Genomic DNA, 17,792 nt, shown 5'->3' on the forward strand with positions numbered 1-17,792 from the left:
GGCCGGCGAGAATCCCCCAGACTCCGTCGCTGCACGGTGCTTCCCTTTCCGCCAGCGCTCCTAACGGTCACAGCCGATGGCCCGGAAGCCGGTGTGCCGGCTCTCCCCTGTTTTGGATGGCCTGAGGAAAAGAATAGTTCGTTCTGGACGGAGTAAAGGAAGAAAGGCGAGAGAAGTTACAGTTTTTTTGGCGGGGTAGCGGCGTGGCCTACTCCGCTTCGCCGCTGCTGGTATCCGCGGGATAGACGCTGCGCCATAGCTCGAAGCCGCCGTCGAGGCTGTAGACGTCGCTGAAGCCCTGCTGGATGAAATAGGCGGCGGCGCTCTGGCTGGAGTTGCCGTGGTAGCAGACCACCACCAGCGGAGCGTCGAGGTCGGCGGCGGCGATGAAGTCCGCCACCGAGTGGTTGTCGATGTGCCGCGAGCCGCTGATATGGCCGACAGCGAAGCTCTGCGGGTCGCGGATGTCGACCACCTGGGCGCCGTTTTCGCGGAGCTGGCGGACCTGTTCGGGGGCGATGCGCTGGAAGGTGTCGCTCATGTCGGGGTACCTGTGTACAGGGCGTCCACCGGACGCCGGGGATTCATGCGGGCGTGGCGGCGGGTCTGGCCGGCGCGCGCTGTTCGGCGCAATCGCAGCTCAGGCGTTCGCCGCTGTCGACGTTCAACAGGGTCATCCGCGCGCCCCAGACGCAGCCGGTATCCAGGGCGAACAGGCCGGGCTCGTCGCAGTGGCCTTCGAGGGCCGCCCAGTGGCCGAAGATGATCTTCTCGCCGCGGGTCTTGCGCGAAGGGAAGCTGAACCAGGGGGCGTAGCCGGGCGGCGCGGTGTCGAGGCCTTCCTTGCTCTTCAGGTCGAGCTTGCCATCTTCGGTGCAGAAACGCATGCGGGTGAAGTAGTTGGTGATCACCCTCAGGCGGTCGATGCCATGCAGCTTCTTGTCCCACTTGGCCGGCTCGTTGCCGTACATGCCGTCGAGGAACAGCGGCAGGCGCTGGTCGTCGCGCAATGCTTGCTCCACCTCGGCTGCGCGCAGGCGGGCTTTTTCCAAGCTCCACTGCGGGGGGATGCCGGCATGCACCAGGGCGACCTTGCGTTGTTCGTCGTAGTGCAGCAGCGGCAGGCGACGCAGCCAGTCGAGCAGTGGCTCGCGGTCCGGCGCCTCGAGGATTTCCCGCAGCGTGTCGGACTTCTTCAGGCGCTCGGACTTGTGCGCCACCGCCAGCAGGTGCAGGTCGTGGTTGCCCAGAACGCTGACCACCGACTCGCGCATGGCATAGAGGAAGCGCAGCGTCTCCAGGGACTGCGGGCCGCGGTTGACCAGGTCGCCGACCAGCCACAGGCGGTCCTTGGCCGGGTCGAAGGCGACGCGCTCCAGCAGGCATTTCAGGGGATCCAGGCAACCCTGCAGGTCGCCTACCGCGTAGACCGCCATCAGTGCAGCGCTCCCGGTACGGCCAGGCGAAACACCGGGATCGCGGCGTCGAAGGCGATTCCGTCGCTGCCGAGCATCTGGTAGCTGCCGCGCATGCTGCCGACCCGGGTCGCCAGCACCGTGCCGCTGGTGTAGGTGTGTTGCGCGCCGGGGGCGATCAGCGGTTGCTCGCCGACCACGCCGGCGCCGCGAACTTCCTGGGTACGGCCGTCGCCGTCGGTGATGATCCAGTGGCGCGACAGCAGTTGGGCCGGAACCTCGCCCTGGTTCTCGATGGTCACCGTGTAGGCGAAGGCGAAACGGTTCTGCTCTGGGGCGGACTGTTCCGGAAGGTAGCGGGTGTCGACCCTGACGTTGACCTGGTGCTGGGTATCGCTCATACGGCTTGCCTGATTCCTGACGAGTGTCTCACCAGACTAACGATTGCCTGGCAGCTCGGCCAGCCGGTTGGCCAGGCGGACGAATGCGGCCAGGTCGAGTTGTTCGGGACGGAGGGTCGGATCGACCTCTGCGGCCTCGATGTCCTCGACGCTCAGGAGAGGCTTGAGGGTGTTGCGCAGGGTCTTGCGGCGCTGGTTGAAGGCCTCGCGGACCACCCGCTCGAGCAGTTTCGGATCGCGTGCCGGATGGGGCGGCTCGGCGAAGGGGGTGAGACGGACGATGGCCGAGTCGACCTTGGGCGGCGGGTTGAACGCGCCGGGGCCGACGTTGAACAGGTGCTCCACCCGACAGTGATACTGGACCATGATCGAAAGCCGGCCCCAGTCCCCGCCGCCCGGCGTGGCCGCCAGGCGCTCGACCACTTCCTTCTGCAGCATGAAGTGCATGTCCTCGATCACCGGCGCGTACTCCAGCAGATGGAAGATCAGTGGCGTGGAGATGTTGTAGGGCAGGTTGCCGACCACTCGCAGCTTCTCGCCGCTCTCCACCAGCGAGGCGAAATCGAACTTGAGGGCGTCGCCCTGGTGCAGGCTGAAGCGCGACTCGAGGCCGAATTTCAGCTTCAACAGGGGGATCAGGTCCTGGTCGAGCTCGATCACGTCCAGGCGTGCGCCGCTGCCCAGCAGTCCCTCGGTCAGGGCGCCCTGGCCCGGGCCGATCTCCAGCAGGCGCTGACCCTCGCGGGCATGGATGGCACGGAGGATGCGGTGAATCACCCCGGCATCGTGCAGGAAGTTCTGGCCGAAGCGCTTGCGCGCGCGGTGTTGGTAAAGCTCGGACATTGGAAACGGTTCCAGGCTGCGGGCCCCAGGCCAAGGCGGGAGGCGCGGATGCGAAAGGGCGCCATTTTAACAGCGAAGCGTCGGGCCGGCAGGGCTAAACGATGGCCGACCGCCGTCAGCAGCGGCTGGCCGCCATCTGGTAGGCGGTTTCCAGGGCGACCTGCAGGCTGCCGCTATCGATGCGGCCGCTTCCGGCCAGGTCGAGCGCGGTACCGTGGTCGACAGAGGTGCGGATGATCGGCAGGCCGAGGGTCACGTTCACGGCGGCACCGAAGCCCTTGTACTTGAGCACGGGGAGACCCTGGTCGTGGTACATCGCCAGCACCGCGTCGCAATGCTCCAGGTGCTTGGGAGTGAACAGGGTGTCGGCCGGCAGCGGGCCGACCAGGTCGAGGCCTTCGCCACGCAGGCGCTCGAGGCAGGGTTCGATCACCTCGATCTCTTCCCGGCCCAGGTGACCGCCTTCGCCGGCGTGCGGGTTGAGTCCGCAGACCAGGATGCGCGGATGGGCGATGCCGAACTTGTCGCGCAGGTCGGCGTGGAGGATGCGCGCGACCCGGGACAGGCGCTCGTCGCTAATGGCGTCGGCGACCTCGCGCAGCGGCAGGTGGGTGGTCGCCAGGGCCACGCGCAGGCCACGAGTGGCCAGCATCATCACCACCTGGGCGGTGTGGGTGAGGTCGGCGAGGAATTCGGTATGGCCGGAAAAGGGGATGCCGGCTTCGTTGATCACGCCCTTGTGCACCGGTGCGGTGATCATCCCGGCGAAGTGCCCGTCGAGGCAGCCCTGGCCGGCGCGGGTCAGGGTTTCCAGGACGTAGGCGGCGTTGGCTCGGTCCAATTGCCCGGGCCGGACCGGGGCGGCCAGGGGCGTATCCCATACGTACAGTTGGCCGGCCTTGGCCGGTCGCTCTGGCCAGGCGGCCGGGGAAACGTCCTTAAGGTCGATCGCCAGGCCCAGTTGGCCGGCGCGCTCTTGCAGGAGCGTGCGGCTGGCGATGGCGATCAGGGGGTGGGGCTGGGCGGAGCGGGCGAGCAGCAGGCACAGATCGGGTCCGATACCTGCCGGCTCGCCTGGAGTGAGCGCGAAGTGCAGGCTCACTGCTTGATTTCCACGTAGGCCTCGTCGCGGATCTGCCGCAGCCAGGCTTGCAGTTCCTCGTCGTACTTGCGGTTGCGCAGTACGCTTACCGCCTGCTGCTCGCGGAACTTCTCGCTGCTGTCGGTGGCGCGACGGCCGAGGACCTGCAGGATGTGCCAGCCGAACTGCGAGCGGAACGGCTTGGACAGCTCGCCCTGCGGGGTATCGTTCATCACCTGACGGAACTCGGGCACCAGGGCTTCTGGGTCGATCCAGTTCAGGTCGCCGCCGTTGAGGGCGGAACCCGGATCTTCGGAGAAGCTCTTCGCCAGTTCGCCGAAGTCTTCCCCGGACTGGATGCGCTCGTACAGCTTCTGCGCCAGCTTCTCGGTCTCCGCTTCGCTGCGGATCTCGCTGGGCTTGAGCAGGATATGGCGGACATGCACCTCGTCACGGACCATCTTGCTGCCGCCGCGCTTCTCTTCCAGCTTGAGGATGATGAAGCCGCCGGGGGTGCGGACAGGCTCGGTGACGTCGCCGACGGCCAGGGAGCCGATCATGCTGTCGAACGGCTGCGGCAACTGGGCAGCCTTGCGCCAGCCGATCTCGCCGCCTTCCAGGGCGTTGTCGCCGGCCGAGCGGGAAATCGCCAGTTGGCCGAAGTCGGCGCCCTGCTTGAGCTGCTGGTAGAGCTCCTGGGCCTGCCTTGCGGCGGCCTGGATCACGTCCGAGGACGCGGCTTCCGGCACCGGGATCAGGATATTGGCCAGGCGGTACTCTTCGGAAAGCTGGATCTTGCCCATGTCCGAGGCAAGGAAGTTCTTCACCTCCTGCTCGCTGACCTGGATGCGCTCGGCGACCCGGCGCTGACGCACACGGCTGATCACCATCTCGCGACGGACTTGCTCGCGGGCGTCGGCGTAGGACAGGCCGTCGCGGGTGAGGGCGGCCTGGAACTGCTCCAGGCTCATGCCGTTGCGCTGGGCGATGGTGCCCATCGCCTGGTTCAGCTCCTCGTCGGAGATACGGATGCCGGAGCGGTCGCCGATCTGCTGCTGGATGTTCTCGATGATCAGGCGTTCCAGCACCTGCTGGGTCAGCACGTGCTCGGGCGGCAGCGGCGCGCCGCGCTTGAGCAGCGTCTGGTGCACTTCACGCAGGCGCTGGTCGAGCTGGCTCTGCATGATCACATCGTTGTCGACGATGGCGACGACCCGGTCCAGTGGTACCACTTCGGCATGCGCGAAGGAGCAAAGGAGTGCTGCGCCCAATGCAAGGGGGCGCAGCCGATTACATAGCTTGATCTTCACGTTGACGATAACCTTGGATGCCTTTGTCGAGGAACGTTTCCGTCTTGTTGCCTACGATGCCGCCGAGGCCCTTCAGGACGATCTGCAGGAAGACGCCGCGGTCGGCCTTTGCGTTCTGCGTAAGGAAGGCATCGTCGTCCACATCCAGCCAATAACGGTTGATCAGACGCAGCTTCCAGCAGCAGCTGTCGTATTCGAAGCCACCGAAGGCTTCGAGGGTGCGGTTCTTGTTGTAGTCGTACTGCCAGCGGGCGAGCACGGACCACTGCGGCACCATCGGCCAGATGACCGAGAAGTCGTGCTGTTTGATGATGTCGTCCTCGCGGCCGTACATGAACCGTCCCGTGGAGCTGTTGAAGCGGCGAGCATCTTCGCGGTAGCGATAGCCAGCATTGACCACCTTGTTTGGATTGTCTTCTGGCTGATAGTGGAACATGGCGCTGCCAGATTCTGTACGACTGGTGTTGGGATTCCAGTTGAAGTCGGAGCTGACCCTCCAGTCGCGGTTGAAGCGGTATTGCCCCATCAGTGCATATGGAGAACGCCAGCTATCGGTATCCGGATCTTTCAGATCAGGATTGGTCGCACGCAGACGATCCAAATCTTTTTCGGTCAGGCCGGGCAGTTGTACACGACGATCACGGAAGTAGTAAATCTGTCCAGCACTCAAGCTGGCGCGCTCGAATCCATTGGGTTCGATGAAGCGGGTAGTCACGCCGAGCGACAATTGGTTGGCGTCTCCGATACGGTCACGGCCGGAGAACCGATTCTCTCGCCAGAGGGAGTCATAGCTGAACGACGGTTCGCTGGTGTCGAATACTGGAATATTGTCCTGGTCCTTGTACGGAACGTACAGATACATCGCTCTTGGTTCCAGGGTTTGCCGAAACTGCGTGCCGGCAAAGGTCATATCACGGTCAAAATACAGGCCACTGTCAACCTTGGCCAACGGAAGCGAGCGATCCTGACTGCTATCGAATGTTTCGTCATATGCAGTAAGGGTTTGCTTGCCCTGGCTGTCCAGATCCAGATCGTACTTCGTATAGAGGAACTTCAGGGTCGGGGTCAGATAACCCCAACTCCGGGTCATCGGCAGACTCATGCCGGGTTCCAGGTGTGCCCGGTCGCCATTGGCCCGGGCCAGACCCTTCAGGTTGTTGTCGACACGGGGTACTCGGGAACCGATAGGGTCGTTCTCGTCCGCGATGTAGTATCCGTCATCGAGGTCTCTGTCGAAGCGGACGAATTCGGTTTTGTAGTCGAATTTCAGGCCGCCCGGATTGTATGGCAAGAAACCGTCGAAGGTGACCTGCGGCAGACGGTTGTAAGGCGTCACGTCGGTGGTGGTCGCCAGTTGATAACCTTGCAGGTTCAGGCGACCGGTAAAGGTATCGCCCCGGTAGGTCACGCTGCCGCGCTGATTGACATAGGTGGTACTGCCTACACCCAGGTCAGTATCCAGGTCCTGGAAGTAATAGGGATCGCTGATCCGCGTGTAGTCGACCTCGGCCAGCCAGCGCGAATCGAGGCCGGTGGTGTTCTTGAGGCCGTACAGCCAGCGGTCCTTGCTGTAGTCCGGGAAGTTCTCGCGGTGATCGTCCTTGTCGTTCAGGTAGGCGGCGTTGACGGTGCCTTCGCTGCTGTGGGTCAGGTAGCGGAACTCGCCTTCCAGCATCATGCCGCGCTTGGCCATGTAGCGCGGGTACAACGTGGCGTCGTAGTTCGGCGCCAGGTTGAAGTAGTACGGGGTGACCAGGGTGAAGCCGGTGTCGCTGGTGCTGCTGAAGCTCGGCGGCAGGAAGCCGGACTGGCGGCGGTCGTCGATCGGGAAATAGATGTACGGGGTGTAGAACACCGGGAAATCTTTGACCCGGAGGGTCGCGTTGGTCGCGGTGCCGAAGCCGGTGGCCGGGTTCAGCTTGACGTTGTTGCCCTTCAGAGTCCAGGCGTTGCTGCTCGGTTCGCAGCGGGTGTAGGTGCCATCCTTGAGCATGATGATGGCGTTCTCGCTGCGCTTGGCGTAGAGCGCGCTGCCGCGGGCATGGGCCTTGTGGATCACGTACTCGGCGTTGTCGACCTGGGCCTCGCCGTTGTCCAGCTGGACCTGGGCGTGGTCACCGACCACCAGCATGCCCTTGTCGCGCAGCTTGACGTTGCCGACCAGTTCGCCGCGGTTTTCCAGCTGATGCAGGTTGGCCTCGTCGCCTTCCACCTGCATGCTGCCCTGGCGCAGGACCACGTCACCGGCGAGGGTGGCGATCTGTTTTTCCTGCTCGTAGCGCGAAGCCTTGGCGGATACGTAGGTCGGGCTCTCGTCGCTGGGCGCGCCGTCATCCATGCCCGGACGCACCGGCTCGATGTAGGAGCCGCCGCAATAGGGGCCGATTTCCGCCAACTGGGCGGCGGTCAGTTTTTCCCGAGGAATCCAGTCGAGGTGCGAGTAGTCCGCACTGCGGGACTTCAGCGCGCGACCGCCGGACTCGGTGACCAGGCGCTGGGTCGGCTCTGCCTCGACGGCTTCGCCTCCGCTGCCGGATACACTGGTGCCCGCCGCGGCGGTGCTGACCGAGGTCGCGGTATGCGCCGGGCGCGGTGGCAGGTTGGCATTGGCGTTCTGCAGCGGGGAGCAATCCCAGCCGCCGGTGGCCGATACCTTGCAGTCGAACTGATCGGCGGCCTGTACAGTCAATGCTGCGACCGGCTGCAGAGCCAGCAGGCTGCCGGTGACCAGCAGGGGAAACTTTCTTCGAAACACGAGGGATTTCACTGCCATCTTGTTAATCCGGGCTTCCTGCGCGCCATCGGCCCGGTGGGCCGCACGCCTCTCGATGGGCTGAAAAAGATGCTGGATAATAAAGCATGACCTGCGCAACGGCTAGGGCCGTGGAGAACCCCGTAAATGTCTGATGATGCCCGTTTCCAGCAGCTGAATCGCTGGTTGGACTCTTGTTTGCCCGAGTTGTTCGTTGCCGAAGGTTGGGGGGAAGTGCCCCCCGCCGAACTGATCCCGGCCAGTAGCGACGCCAGCTTCCGTCGTTATTTCCGCTGGCAGGGAGGGGACCGCAGCCTGGTGGTGATGGACGCGCCGCCGCCCCAGGAAGACTGCCGACCGTTCGTCAAGGTCGCCGGACTGCTCGCCGGAGCCGGCGTGCATGTGCCGAGGATTCTCGCCCAGGATCTGGAGAACGGTTTCCTGCTGCTCAGTGACCTGGGCCGGCAGACCTACCTCGACGTGCTTCATCCCGGGAATGCCGACGAGCTGTTCGAACCGGCCCTGGATGCGCTGATCGCCTTCCAGAAGGTCGATGTCGCCGGTGTCCTGCCTGCCTACGACGAAGCGGTGCTGCGCCGCGAGCTGCAGCTGTTCCCCGACTGGTACCTGGCCCGCCACCTCGGCGTGGAGCTGGAGGGCGAGACGCTGGCCCGCTGGAAACGGATCTGCGACCTGCTGGTACGCAGCGCGCTGGAGCAACCGCGGGTGTTCGTCCATCGCGACTATATGCCGCGCAATCTGATGCTCAGCGAGCCCAACCCGGGCGTCCTCGACTTCCAGGACGCCCTGCACGGCCCGGTCACCTACGATGTCACCTGCCTGTACAAGGACGCCTTCGTCAGTTGGCCGGAGCCGCGCGTGCATGCCGCGCTGAACCGTTACTGGAAGAAGGCGACCTGGGCCGGCATCCCGCTGCCGCCAAGCTTCGAAGACTTCCTCCGTGCCAGCGACCTGATGGGCGTGCAGCGCCACCTGAAGGTGATTGGCATCTTCGCCCGTATCTGTCACCGCGACGGCAAGCCGCGCTACCTGGGTGACGTGCCGCGCTTCTTCCGTTATCTGGAAACCGCCGTGGCGCGCCGTCCCGAGCTGGCCGAACTGGGCGAGCTGCTGGCCTCGCTGCCGCAGGGAGCCGAGGCATGAAGGCGATGATCCTCGCCGCCGGGCGTGGCGAGCGCATGCGGCCGACCACCCTGCACACGCCCAAGCCGCTGATCGAGGCCGCCGGCGTGCCATTGATCGAGCGTCAGTTGCTGGCGCTGCGCCAGGCCGGAGTCGACGACTGGGTGATCAACCATGCCTGGCTTGGCGAGCAGATCGAGGCCTATCTCGGCGACGGTTCGCGCCTGGGCGGGCGGATCGCCTATTCCCCGGAGGGTGAACCGCTGGAAACCGGTGGCGGAATCTTCCGCGCCCTGCCGTTGCTCGGCGAGCAGCCGTTCCTGTTGCTCAACGGCGATGTCTGGAGCGACTTCGACTACTCTCGGCTGCATCTTGCCGACGGCGACCTGGCGCATCTGGTGCTGGTCGACAACCCGGCGCACCATCCCGCCGGCGATTTCCACCTGGATGCCGGCGGACGGGTGGGCGAGACCCGCGAAGCGGGCGGCAACCTTACCTACAGCGGGATCGCCGTACTGCATCCCGCGCTGTTCGAGGGCTGCCAGCCGGGCGCCTTCAAGCTGGCGCCGCTATTGCGCAAGGCCATCGCCGCGGGGCGGGTCAGCGGCGAACACCATCGTGGGCAGTGGGTCGACGTCGGTACCCACGAGCGCCTGGCGGAAGTCGAGCGATTGCTGGCGGAGCACGCCTGAGATGCTCTGGCCCGCTACGCTGATCGGAGCCGGAGCCGGCTGGGCCCTGGCCAGCATCCCCGGCGCCCTGCTCGGCGGCCTGCTGGGGCAACTGCTGGACCGCAGGTTGCGCCTGGAGTCCTGGCGCGGCCTGCTGGCGCGCTTGCGCGGGCGGGCGGTGAACGATGAGGACGACCTGCTGTTCCAGTTGCTCGGCTATCTGGCCAAGAGCGGCGGGCGGGTGGAGGAGATGCATATCCGCCAGGCGCGCGAGGAGATGGCGTTGCGCAAGCTCGATAGGCGAGCCCAGCGGCGTGCCATCGCGTCCTTCGGCAAGGGCAAGGCCGGCATCGCCCATCTGCAGGCGGAGGTCGCGCGTCTGAAGGGCGAACGTGCGGAGGCAGTATTGCTCGCCTGCTGGCGGATGGCCTGGGCTGGCGGCGTGCTCAGCCAGTCGGCGCGACAACTGGTGTTGCAATGGGGGCGCTGGCTGGGTTGGTCGGCGGAGCGAACGGAACGCTTGTCGGCGCGGGTCATGCCGAAGCGGACGCGCGCTGTCGCCCGGGATAGCTACCGTGAGGCCCTGCTGCTGCTCGGCGTGGAGGCCGGAAGCGAGCCGGCGCTGATCAAACGCGCCTATCGCAAGCTGATCAGCCAGCACCATCCGGACAAACTGGCGGGAGCCGGCGCCAGCGTCGAGCGCGTGCGTGCGGCTACCGAGAAAACCCGTGAATTGCAGGCGGCCTACGCCCTGGTCCGAGAGCGTGAGGGGTTCCGCTGATCACTCCGCAGGTTTCTGCGCATCGGCCTGCAGGTGAAGGCTGAGCCAGCCGCGGATTCGTCGGTACAGTTGCTCCTGCTCCGCCTTGGGGTCGGCCGGTAGCGCCTGCATCGCGATTTGTACGTAGGCCGGGTGTTTCTGCCGCTTGCCGGCCTGCATGCGCAGCCTGGCCGCCTCGCGGTCGGCGCGGGCGTCGCGGTAATAGAAGTCGCCGGTCGCCAGTTTCAGCTTCGGCACCATATCTTCCAGCGCCGGGCGAAAATCGCGCGGTACCTCCGCGGCAACCAGCAGCAGGTTGTGGATTTCCGCAGGCTCCTTCTCCGCCAGGTAGCGTGCCGCCCAATAGGCGCCCGTGCCATGACCGAGCAGGACGACGCTTTTCGGTTCGTGCTGCAGGGCCAGGTCGATGCTCGCCTGCAGGCGCGCCATGACCCGTTCGGCGTGCGCCTTGCGCTGCTCGACCGGATCGATGGCTGGGGGAGGGGCCTGGTCCTCGCTCTGCGCCGGTTCGCCGCTGCCGGCTTGGGCGGTGCTTTCCGGCGCCGGCGCGTTGCCGCTTTCTCCTTTCACGTCAGGCTTGCTTGCGCTGTCCGCGGCGCTGGCGTCCTTGTCGGCGCTGGCGCTGGCAGCGGATTCCGCAGGGCGGGTAACCGGCGCGGTGCTCTGCGGGTCGGGCAGGGCCAGGCTCAGGGTCTGCCAGCCGGCATCCGGCAGTTTGCGCCTTAGCGGGCCGATGGCTTGCGGCCAGTCCGGACTTTCGCCATCACCGGGAACCAGGATCACTACACCTTCGGCCTCGGCGGTGTTGGCTGGCAACCAGAGGGTGAGGAAGCTTTCGTCGCCGGCCTTGAGGATCTGCTGGCCGTCCTCCGGCAACTGGCGCTCCAGCCCCTTGGCCTCGTCCTGGCTGCGCTCGCTGACCGCCGGGCGTTCCACGGGGGCCGGCGGCTGGTCCTTGGCGGCCTCCTCTTCGGCATGAACGAAAGCCGGCGGCAGGAAAGCGGCGGCCAATAGCAGCGGCAGCAGGGCGGAGGGCTTCGGCAGTAGAGAGAAGGCCGGCATTGGAAATTCCCGATAGACAATCCAGAAGGCAGCCTAAACCCAGAGCACTTCTTTGTCAGGCCGAGCCTTCGCATGGTTCGCCGGTCGCGCTCGCGGTAAGGTATGCCCGCTTTTCCTTCCGTTGCGGTGTATTCCGTGGAGTGTCGCCGGCATGTTGCGTCGTTGCTGTCTGCTCTTCTTCTGTCTGCTGTTGAGCCTGCCCGTGCGAGCGGAGGAGTCGGTCGCCTTGCCGCTGACGGCGGAGCTACGGACCTGGCTGGCGGAGCATCGGGAATTGCGCGTCGGGGTGGTCACCGAAGCGCCCTATGCCCAGTACGACCGCCGCCTGCAACAGTATTCCGGGGCCAACGTGGAGCTGATGGGCTGGCTGGCCACGGCAATGCAGGTGACCTTGCGGTGGCAGGGCTATCCCGACCAGGCGGCGCTCGACGATGCCCTGCGCGCTGGGCGCGTGGATATCGCTCCCGGCCTCAGCCAGACCCCAGCCGGGCTGCGCTTGTGGCTGTTCTCCGATCCCTACCTGCGGGTTTCCCGGCTGGTGGTGGGGAAGCGCGATGGCAGCGGCAGCGTCGAATTGGAGCAACTGGAGCGCGATACCCGGGTTGCCGTGCGGGCCGGCAGTTCGGTAGCCGACTACCTCAGCAGCACCTATAGCGGCCTGCAATGGGGGGCGGCCGATTCCGAACGCGAGGTGCTGCGCGCCGTGCTCGCCGGACAGGCACGCTACGCGGTGATCGACGAAGCGCAACTCAGCCGCCTGACTCGCGAGCCGGAGTTCGCCGAGCTAGCGGTGGTTGGCGACATCGGCTACCCGCAACTGCTACGGGTGGCGACCCGTCGCGACTGGCCGGAACTGGCGATGGTGGTCGACCAGGCGTTGCGCTCGCTGCCGCGCAAGTCCCTGGACCAGTTGCACGAGCGCTGGTTGCAACCCAAGTATCCGCGCCTCGGCGAGTCGCCGGGGTTCTGGCAGAACCTGTCGATCCTCCTCGGCCTGCTGCTGGCCGGCGCGCTGGCGGCGGTGTTCCTCCAGCGGCGCCAGCAGCATGCGCTGGAAGCCCGGCTGTACGGCGCCCGCCGCGACCTGGAGCTGCGCCAGGCGGCCGAGGAGGCGCTGCGCCTGACCCAGTTCTCCATCGACAACAGCACCCTGGGCATCCTCTGGGTCAACTGGGACAGCCGCGTACGCTACGCCAACCGCGCCGCCGAACAGATGCTCGGCCATGCCGACGGCCAACTCGTGGACCGTCCGCTGGCCGACTTCGAGCCCGGCCTGGACATGGACCGCTGGTTGAATCTTTGGCGTCGTGCGCGCAATAGCGAGGAGGGCCCGCTCAGCTTCGAGACCCGCTGCCTGCGCGCCGACGGCAGTTGGCTGCCGGCCGACGTCTCGCTTAGCTTCCTGCGCTTCGGCACGTCCGAGTATCTGGTGGTGTTCCTCAGCGACGTCACCGAGCGCCGCCGTGCCCGCGAGGCATTGCAGGAAAGCGAGGCGCGGATGAAGGGCATCGCCTCCAACGTGCCGGGCATGGTCTTCCGCCTGGAGCGCCCGCGGGCCGGCGCGTTTTCCGACTTCGCCTATATCAGCGAGGGCAGCGAGGCGCTGGTCGGCTACAGCGCTCGCGAACTGATCGAGAGCGGCCGCGGCATTCGTGGCCTGGTCCATCCCGACGACCGCGAGCGCTACTGGTCGAGCCAGATGGCTGCCCTCGACGAGAATCGCGACTGGCATTGGCAGGGCCGCATCCTCACCCGCCAGGGCGAATTGCGCTGGGCCGACATCAAGGCTTCGGCGCGCTGTTTCGAGGATGGTCGCGCGGTCTGGGACGGGGTGGTCTGGGACATCACCGCGAACAAGCAGATCGAACTCGAACTCGGCGAGTCGCGCGCCCAGCTCCGCGAGCTGTCGGCGCACCTGGAGTCGGTGCGGGAGGAGGAGAAGGCGCGTATCGCCCGCGAGGTCCATGATGAGCTGGGCCAGGTGCTGACGGTGCTGAAGCTGGAAACCTCGATGTGCGAGCTGGCCTATGCCGATGCCCAGGAGGGCCTGCGCGAACGCCTGGGCAACATGAAAAAGCTGATCGCCCAGTTGTTCCAGCTGGTGCGCGACGTGGCTACCGCACTGCGCCCGCCGATCCTCGACGCCGGAATCGGCTCGGCGGTGGAGTGGCAGGCGCGGCGCTTCGAGGCGCGCACGCAAATTCCCTGCCTGGTGGAGGTGCCGGAGAACTCGCCGCAGTTGGTCGACGCCAAGGCTATCGGCCTGTTCCGCATCCTCCAGGAGGCGTTGACCAATGTCATGCGGCATGCCGAGGCGCATACTGTGCAACTGCGTCTGCTGCGCGAGGGCGACGAGCTGTGCCTGAGCGTCAGCGACGACGGTCGCGGGTTCGATGTTGCCACGGTGGGGCGTGGCAGTTCCTTCGGCCTGGTCGGCATGCGCGAGCGGGTGCTGATGATGGGCGGTACGCTGGACATCGACAGTGCCCCCGGCGAGGGCACCACGCTCAGCGTGAGGATTCCGCTGGGCGTCGCGGGCCCGTGACAAGAACAACCGCCGGCAAGGCGGAACAGCGTGAGGCAGCAAAGAGTGGTGATCCGAGTCCTGGTCGCTGAAGACCACACGATCGTCAGGGAAGGCATCAAGCAACTGATTGGCATGGCCAAGGACCTGCAGGTGGTCGGCGAGGCCACCAATGGCGAGCAGTTGCTGGAAACCCTGCGCGGAACGCCTTGCGAGGTGGTCCTGCTGGATATCTCCATGCCCGGCGTCAATGGCCTCGAGGCGATTCCGCGGATTCGCGCGCTGAACGAGCCGCCGGCGATCCTGGTGTTGTCGATGCACGACGAGGCGCAGATGGCCGCCCGCGCCCTGAAGATAGGTGCTGCCGGCTATGCCACCAAGGACAGCGATCCGGCATTGCTGCTCACCGCGATCCGCAGGGTCGCCGGCGGCGGACGCTACATCGACCCGGACCTTGCCGATCGGATGGTCTTCGAGGTCGGCCTGACCGATTCGCGTCCGCCCCATGCGCTGCTTTCCGAGCGCGAGTTCTCGGTGTTCGAGCGGCTGGTGCAGGGCGCCAACGTCAACGAGATCGCCCAGCAACTGGCGGTCAGCAACAAGACCATCAGTACCCACAAGGCACGCCTGATGCAGAAGCTCAACGCGCATTCGGTAGCCGACCTGGTGCGCTACGCGATGGAGCACCGCCTGCTCTGACAGGGGCGTTCGCCCAGGTTTTGCTCGCGGCTTGTGCGCCAGGTCCGGTTTTCGCGATCTGCTGTCTACCTGGCTTCCGCGCGGCAGGGAATGATGCTTGCCGGCCAACACGATAAGGAGAAGAAACGATGTTGCCAGCCATGAGGACGGGCCTGTTGTGCGCCCTTCTCGGAGTTACCGCGCCCGCCTGGGCGGAATACGTGACCGTGATTTCCTTCGGCGGCGCCAACAAGGAAGCCCAGGAAACCGCGTTCTACAAACCCTTCAAGAGCGCCACCGGCAATCGCGTGGTGCATGGCTCCTACAATGGCGACCTGGCCAAGCTCAAGCGCATGGTGGAGATCAGCCACGTCTCCTGGGACGTGGTGGAAGTCGAGGCGCCGGAGCTGGCGCGCGGTTGCGAGGAAGGTCTGTTCGAGAAGCTGGACATGGCGAAGGTCGGCGATCCCGCGGATTTCGTTCCCGGCGCGGTGCAGCCCTGCGGAGTCGGCATCTTCGTCTGGACCACGCTGCTTGCCTACAACCCCGGCAAGGTTGCGGGCAGCCCGCAGGGCTGGGCGGATTTCTGGGACGTGAAGAAGTTTCCCGGCAAGCGCGGCCTGCGCTGGGGCGCCAAGTACAGCCTGGAGTTCGCCCTGATGGCCGATGGCGTGGCGCCGAAGGACGTCTACCAGACGCTGGCGACGCCCGCCGGTGTCGAGCGGGCGTTCCGCAAGCTCGACGAGCTGAAGCCCTATATCCATTGGTGGAAGTCCGGGCAGGACCCTGTGCGCGACCTGGCTGATGGCACGGTGGTGATGAGTTCGGCCTACAACGGGCGGATCGCCGCGGCGCAGGCCGAGAAGCAGCGCCTGGCAATGGTCTGGAGCGGCGGCGTCTACGATTTCGACTTCTGGGCGCTGCCGGTCGGGGTTTGGAAGAAGCAGTTGGCCGAGGAGTTCATCCGTTTCGCCAGCCAGCCGGAGCAGCAGAAGGCTTTCGCCGAGAACATCGCCTACGGCCCGGCCAACCGCAAGGCGGTAGGCCTGCTCGATCCGCAAGTGGCTGCCAACCTGCCGACCGCACCGCAGAACATGCAGAACGCGGTGGGTATGAACGTGGCCTTCTGGGCGGAGCACGGCGAGGCCCTGGAGCAGCGTTTCCAGAACTGGGCCAAGCGCTGAGGAGGCCGTTGCGCGCCAGCCGGAGAGCGCTGGCGCGCAAACCTTTGCCCTTCTCGAAAGCCCCTTCCCAGAGCGGTCTGGCCCATTCCGGGGGCATCTTTTTTGTAGGGCGATTCCTACAAAGAGCTTTCCTTTCCCCTGATAGAAAACTCTCTTGCCGGCCGATTTGCGTCCTGCGCCGGGTTCTCTAGGCTGTTCGCACAGCATCCATAAAACGAACAAAGGTGCGGTTATGGCCGAGACTCAAGGCGGCGATGTGCTGGTCAGCTTCCGTGGCGTGCAGAAAAGCTACGACGGCGAGACCCTCATCGTGAAGGATCTCAACCTGGACATTCGCAAGGGCGAATTCCTCACCCTGCTCGGCCCCTCCGGGTCCGGCAAGACCACCAGCCTGATGATGCTGGCCGGTTTCGAAACCCCCACCGCCGGCGAAATCCTCCTGGCCGGTCGCTCGATCAACAATGTCCCTCCGCACAAGCGCGACATCGGCATGGTGTTCCAGAACTATGCGCTGTTCCCGCACATGACCGTGGCCGAGAACCTGGCCTTTCCCCTCAGCGTCCGTGGCATGAGCAAGACCGACGTGAAGGAAAGGGTCAAGCGCGCGTTGTCGATGGTCCAGCTCGACGCCTTCGCCGGGCGTTATCCGGCGCAGCTTTCCGGTGGCCAGCAGCAGCGCGTGGCGCTGGCCCGCGCGCTGGTCTTCGAGCCGCAACTGGTGCTGATGGACGAGCCCCTGGGAGCGCTGGACAAGCAACTTCGCGAGCACATGCAGATGGAAATCAAGCATCTGCACCAGCGCCTCGGTGTCACCGTGGTCTACGTCACCCACGACCAGGGCGAGGCGCTGACCATGTCCGACCGGGTGGCGGTGTTCCACCAGGGCGAAATCCAGCAGATCGAGCCGCCGCGCAATCTCTACGAGCAGCCGCGCAACACCTTCGTGGCCAACTTCATCGGCGAGAACAACCGTCTATCCGGGCAGCTTCTCAGTTGCGACGGCGAGCGCTGCGTGGTCGGACTGCCGCGCGGCGAGAAGGTCGAGGCGCTGGCGGTCAACGTCGGCCAGCCGGGCGAGCCGGTAACCTTGTCGATCCGCCCCGAGCGGGTGCGCCTGAACGGTGCCAGCGAGTCTTGCGTCAACCGTTTCTCCGGCCGCGTGGCCGAGTTCGTCTACCTGGGCGACCACGTGCGTGTGCGCCTGGAGGTCTGCGGCCGCGACGACTTCTTCGTCAAGCAGCCGATCGCCGAGCTGGACCCGACGCTGAGCGTCGGTGATGTGGTTCCGCTGGGCTGGCAGGTCGAGCATGTGAGGGCGCTCGACCCTCTGCCGGCGGCGTGAGCGCCGGCAGTCCCGAACCGTACCGAAGCAACCCTGCACTGTGGAGAGAACAATAATGTCGAAATCCCTGAAAGCGGCCAGCCTGAAGTTCGCCACCCTGGCGGCCGGCCTGGCCTGCGCGGCCCAGGCCATGGCGGTGGACCTGACCGTGGTGTCCTTCGGCGGGGCCAACAAGAGCGCCCAGATCAAGGCGTTCTACGAGCCCTACCAGAAAGCCACCGGCAACAGGATCGTCGCCGGCGAATACAACGGCGAGATGGCCAAGGTCAAGGCCATGGTCGATACCAACAGCGTGTCCTGGGACCTGGTGGAAGTGGAGTCGCCGGAGCTGTCGCGCGGCTGCGACGAAGGCCTGTTCGAGGAACTCGACCCGGCGCAGTTCGGCAAGACCGAGGACTTCGTGCCCGGCGCCATCCAACCGTGCGGCGTGGGTTTCTTCGTCTGGTCCACGGTGCTCGCCTACAACGCCGACAAGCTGAAAAGCGCGCCGACCAGTTGGGCGGACTTCTGGGACATCAAGAAATTCCCCGGCAAGCGCGGCCTGCGCAAGGGCGCCAAGTACACCCTCGAATTCGCCCTGATGGCCGATGGCGTGGCGCCGAAGG

General features: G+C 65.7%; 16 protein-coding genes. 8 read left to right on the forward strand and 8 right to left on the reverse strand.

Annotation, left to right across the window (positions count from 1 at the left end):
* Positions 1 to 208: 208 nt before the first annotated feature.
* The 7 genes from glpE to lptD form a co-directional block, all read right to left on the reverse strand.
* The gene (glpE, locus tag HMPREF2716_RS04820; RefSeq protein WP_003085081.1) at positions 209 to 541 is read right to left on the reverse strand and encodes a thiosulfate sulfurtransferase GlpE; all 333 of its coding nucleotides are present in this window, start codon (positions 539 to 541) and stop codon (positions 209 to 211) included.
* A gap of 43 nt (positions 542 to 584) precedes the next feature.
* Positions 585 to 1,436 carry a symmetrical bis(5'-nucleosyl)-tetraphosphatase gene (locus HMPREF2716_RS04825; protein WP_003113213.1) on the reverse strand — a complete coding sequence of 284 codons (852 nt, stop codon included), beginning with the start codon at positions 1,434 to 1,436 and terminating at the stop codon, positions 585 to 587.
* A complete protein-coding gene (apaG, locus tag HMPREF2716_RS04830; protein WP_003085085.1) occupies positions 1,436 to 1,816 on the reverse strand; it encodes a Co2+/Mg2+ efflux protein ApaG in 381 nt (126 codons plus the stop codon). The genes HMPREF2716_RS04825 and apaG overlap by 1 nt, the downstream gene beginning before the upstream one ends.
* A 36-nt stretch (positions 1,817 to 1,852) precedes the next feature.
* Positions 1,853 to 2,659 carry a 16S rRNA (adenine(1518)-N(6)/adenine(1519)-N(6))-dimethyltransferase RsmA gene (rsmA, locus tag HMPREF2716_RS04835; protein WP_003161932.1) on the reverse strand — a complete coding sequence of 269 codons (807 nt, stop codon included), beginning with the start codon at positions 2,657 to 2,659 and terminating at the stop codon, positions 1,853 to 1,855.
* Positions 2,660 to 2,774: 115 nt separating this feature from the next.
* Positions 2,775 to 3,761 carry a 4-hydroxythreonine-4-phosphate dehydrogenase PdxA gene (gene pdxA / locus HMPREF2716_RS04840; RefSeq protein ID WP_023518325.1) on the reverse strand — a complete coding sequence of 329 codons (987 nt, stop codon included), beginning with the start codon at positions 3,759 to 3,761 and terminating at the stop codon, positions 2,775 to 2,777.
* Positions 3,758 to 5,050, reverse strand: a complete 1,293-nt coding sequence (locus HMPREF2716_RS04845; RefSeq protein WP_003109024.1) for a peptidylprolyl isomerase — start codon at positions 5,048 to 5,050, stop codon at positions 3,758 to 3,760. Before HMPREF2716_RS04845 ends, pdxA begins: the two co-directional genes overlap by 4 nt.
* Positions 5,031 to 7,823, reverse strand: a complete 2,793-nt coding sequence (gene lptD / locus HMPREF2716_RS04850) for an LPS-assembly protein LptD (RefSeq protein WP_042929843.1) — start codon at positions 7,821 to 7,823, stop codon at positions 5,031 to 5,033. Before lptD ends, HMPREF2716_RS04845 begins: the two co-directional genes overlap by 20 nt.
* Positions 7,824 to 7,949: 126 nt before the next feature.
* Between lptD and HMPREF2716_RS04855 the strand changes: the two genes are divergently transcribed.
* The 3 genes from HMPREF2716_RS04855 to HMPREF2716_RS04865 are packed head-to-tail and all read left to right on the forward strand — an operon-like array spanning position 7,950 to position 10,397.
* Positions 7,950 to 8,966 carry an aminoglycoside phosphotransferase family protein gene (locus HMPREF2716_RS04855; RefSeq protein ID WP_003099554.1) on the forward strand — a complete coding sequence of 339 codons (1,017 nt, stop codon included), beginning with the start codon at positions 7,950 to 7,952 and terminating at the stop codon, positions 8,964 to 8,966.
* The gene (murU, locus tag HMPREF2716_RS04860; RefSeq protein WP_003099549.1) at positions 8,963 to 9,637 is read left to right on the forward strand and encodes an N-acetylmuramate alpha-1-phosphate uridylyltransferase MurU; all 675 of its coding nucleotides are present in this window, start codon (positions 8,963 to 8,965) and stop codon (positions 9,635 to 9,637) included. Before HMPREF2716_RS04855 ends, murU begins: the two co-directional genes overlap by 4 nt.
* A gap of 1 nt (position 9,638) precedes the next feature.
* On the forward strand, positions 9,639 to 10,397 hold the full coding sequence (locus HMPREF2716_RS04865) for a DnaJ domain-containing protein (RefSeq protein WP_003099547.1): 759 nt from the start codon (positions 9,639 to 9,641) through the stop codon (positions 10,395 to 10,397).
* Here HMPREF2716_RS04865 and HMPREF2716_RS04870 read toward each other — a convergent pair whose 3' ends face one another.
* On the reverse strand, positions 10,398 to 11,459 hold the full coding sequence (locus tag HMPREF2716_RS04870; RefSeq protein WP_012613533.1) for an alpha/beta hydrolase family protein: 1,062 nt from the start codon (positions 11,457 to 11,459) through the stop codon (positions 10,398 to 10,400). It lies immediately after the preceding gene.
* Between the two features lie 151 nt (positions 11,460 to 11,610).
* On the opposite strand from HMPREF2716_RS04870, the gene HMPREF2716_RS04875 reads away from it, so the two are divergent.
* From HMPREF2716_RS04875 to HMPREF2716_RS04895, 5 genes are all read left to right on the forward strand, one after another.
* Entirely contained in the window at positions 11,611 to 14,004 is a 2,394-nt protein-coding gene (locus HMPREF2716_RS04875) for a PAS domain-containing sensor histidine kinase (RefSeq protein WP_009875783.1), read from the forward strand.
* Positions 14,005 to 14,049: 45 nt separating this feature from the next.
* The gene (locus HMPREF2716_RS04880; RefSeq protein WP_003085103.1) at positions 14,050 to 14,682 is read left to right on the forward strand and encodes a response regulator; all 633 of its coding nucleotides are present in this window, start codon (positions 14,050 to 14,052) and stop codon (positions 14,680 to 14,682) included.
* Between the two features lie 128 nt (positions 14,683 to 14,810).
* A complete protein-coding gene (locus tag HMPREF2716_RS04885) occupies positions 14,811 to 15,845 on the forward strand; it encodes a polyamine ABC transporter substrate-binding protein (protein WP_003085106.1) in 1,035 nt (344 codons plus the stop codon).
* A 232-nt stretch (positions 15,846 to 16,077) separates the two neighbouring features.
* Positions 16,078 to 17,187 carry an ABC transporter ATP-binding protein gene (locus tag HMPREF2716_RS04890; protein WP_003085109.1) on the forward strand — a complete coding sequence of 370 codons (1,110 nt, stop codon included), beginning with the start codon at positions 16,078 to 16,080 and terminating at the stop codon, positions 17,185 to 17,187.
* A gap of 55 nt (positions 17,188 to 17,242) precedes the next feature.
* On the forward strand, positions 17,243 to 17,792 hold a 550-nt coding region (locus HMPREF2716_RS04895), incomplete at its 3' end, for an extracellular solute-binding protein (protein ID WP_139181177.1).

Origin of the sequence: Pseudomonas sp. HMSC076A11 (assembly GCF_001810205.1) — a bacterium.
GTDB classification, from domain to species: domain Bacteria; phylum Pseudomonadota; class Gammaproteobacteria; order Pseudomonadales; family Pseudomonadaceae; genus Pseudomonas; species Pseudomonas aeruginosa.

Excerpts from the sequence above, each read along its gene's own strand:
- lptD (WP_042929843.1), bottom strand. The coding sequence starts at position 7,823 with ATGGCAGTGAAATCCCTCGTGTTTCGAAGAAAGTTTCCCCTGCTGGTC.
- rsmA (WP_003161932.1), bottom strand. The coding sequence starts at position 2,659 with ATGTCCGAGCTTTACCAACACCGCGCGCGCAAGCGCTTCGGCCAGAAC.
- HMPREF2716_RS04870 (WP_012613533.1), bottom strand. The coding sequence starts at position 11,459 with ATGCCGGCCTTCTCTCTACTGCCGAAGCCCTCCGCCCTGCTGCCGCTG.
- HMPREF2716_RS04865 (WP_003099547.1), top strand. The coding sequence starts at position 9,639 with ATGCTCTGGCCCGCTACGCTGATCGGAGCCGGAGCCGGCTGGGCCCTG.
- HMPREF2716_RS04855 (WP_003099554.1), top strand. The coding sequence starts at position 7,950 with ATGTCTGATGATGCCCGTTTCCAGCAGCTGAATCGCTGGTTGGACTCT.
- HMPREF2716_RS04890 (WP_003085109.1), top strand. The coding sequence starts at position 16,078 with ATGGCCGAGACTCAAGGCGGCGATGTGCTGGTCAGCTTCCGTGGCGTG.
- HMPREF2716_RS04875 (WP_009875783.1), top strand. The coding sequence starts at position 11,611 with ATGTTGCGTCGTTGCTGTCTGCTCTTCTTCTGTCTGCTGTTGAGCCTG.
- murU (WP_003099549.1), top strand. The coding sequence starts at position 8,963 with ATGAAGGCGATGATCCTCGCCGCCGGGCGTGGCGAGCGCATGCGGCCG.
- glpE (WP_003085081.1), bottom strand. The coding sequence starts at position 541 with ATGAGCGACACCTTCCAGCGCATCGCCCCCGAACAGGTCCGCCAGCTC.
- apaG (WP_003085085.1), bottom strand. The coding sequence starts at position 1,816 with ATGAGCGATACCCAGCACCAGGTCAACGTCAGGGTCGACACCCGCTAC.
- HMPREF2716_RS04885 (WP_003085106.1), top strand. The coding sequence starts at position 14,811 with ATGTTGCCAGCCATGAGGACGGGCCTGTTGTGCGCCCTTCTCGGAGTT.
- HMPREF2716_RS04825 (WP_003113213.1), bottom strand. The coding sequence starts at position 1,436 with ATGGCGGTCTACGCGGTAGGCGACCTGCAGGGTTGCCTGGATCCCCTG.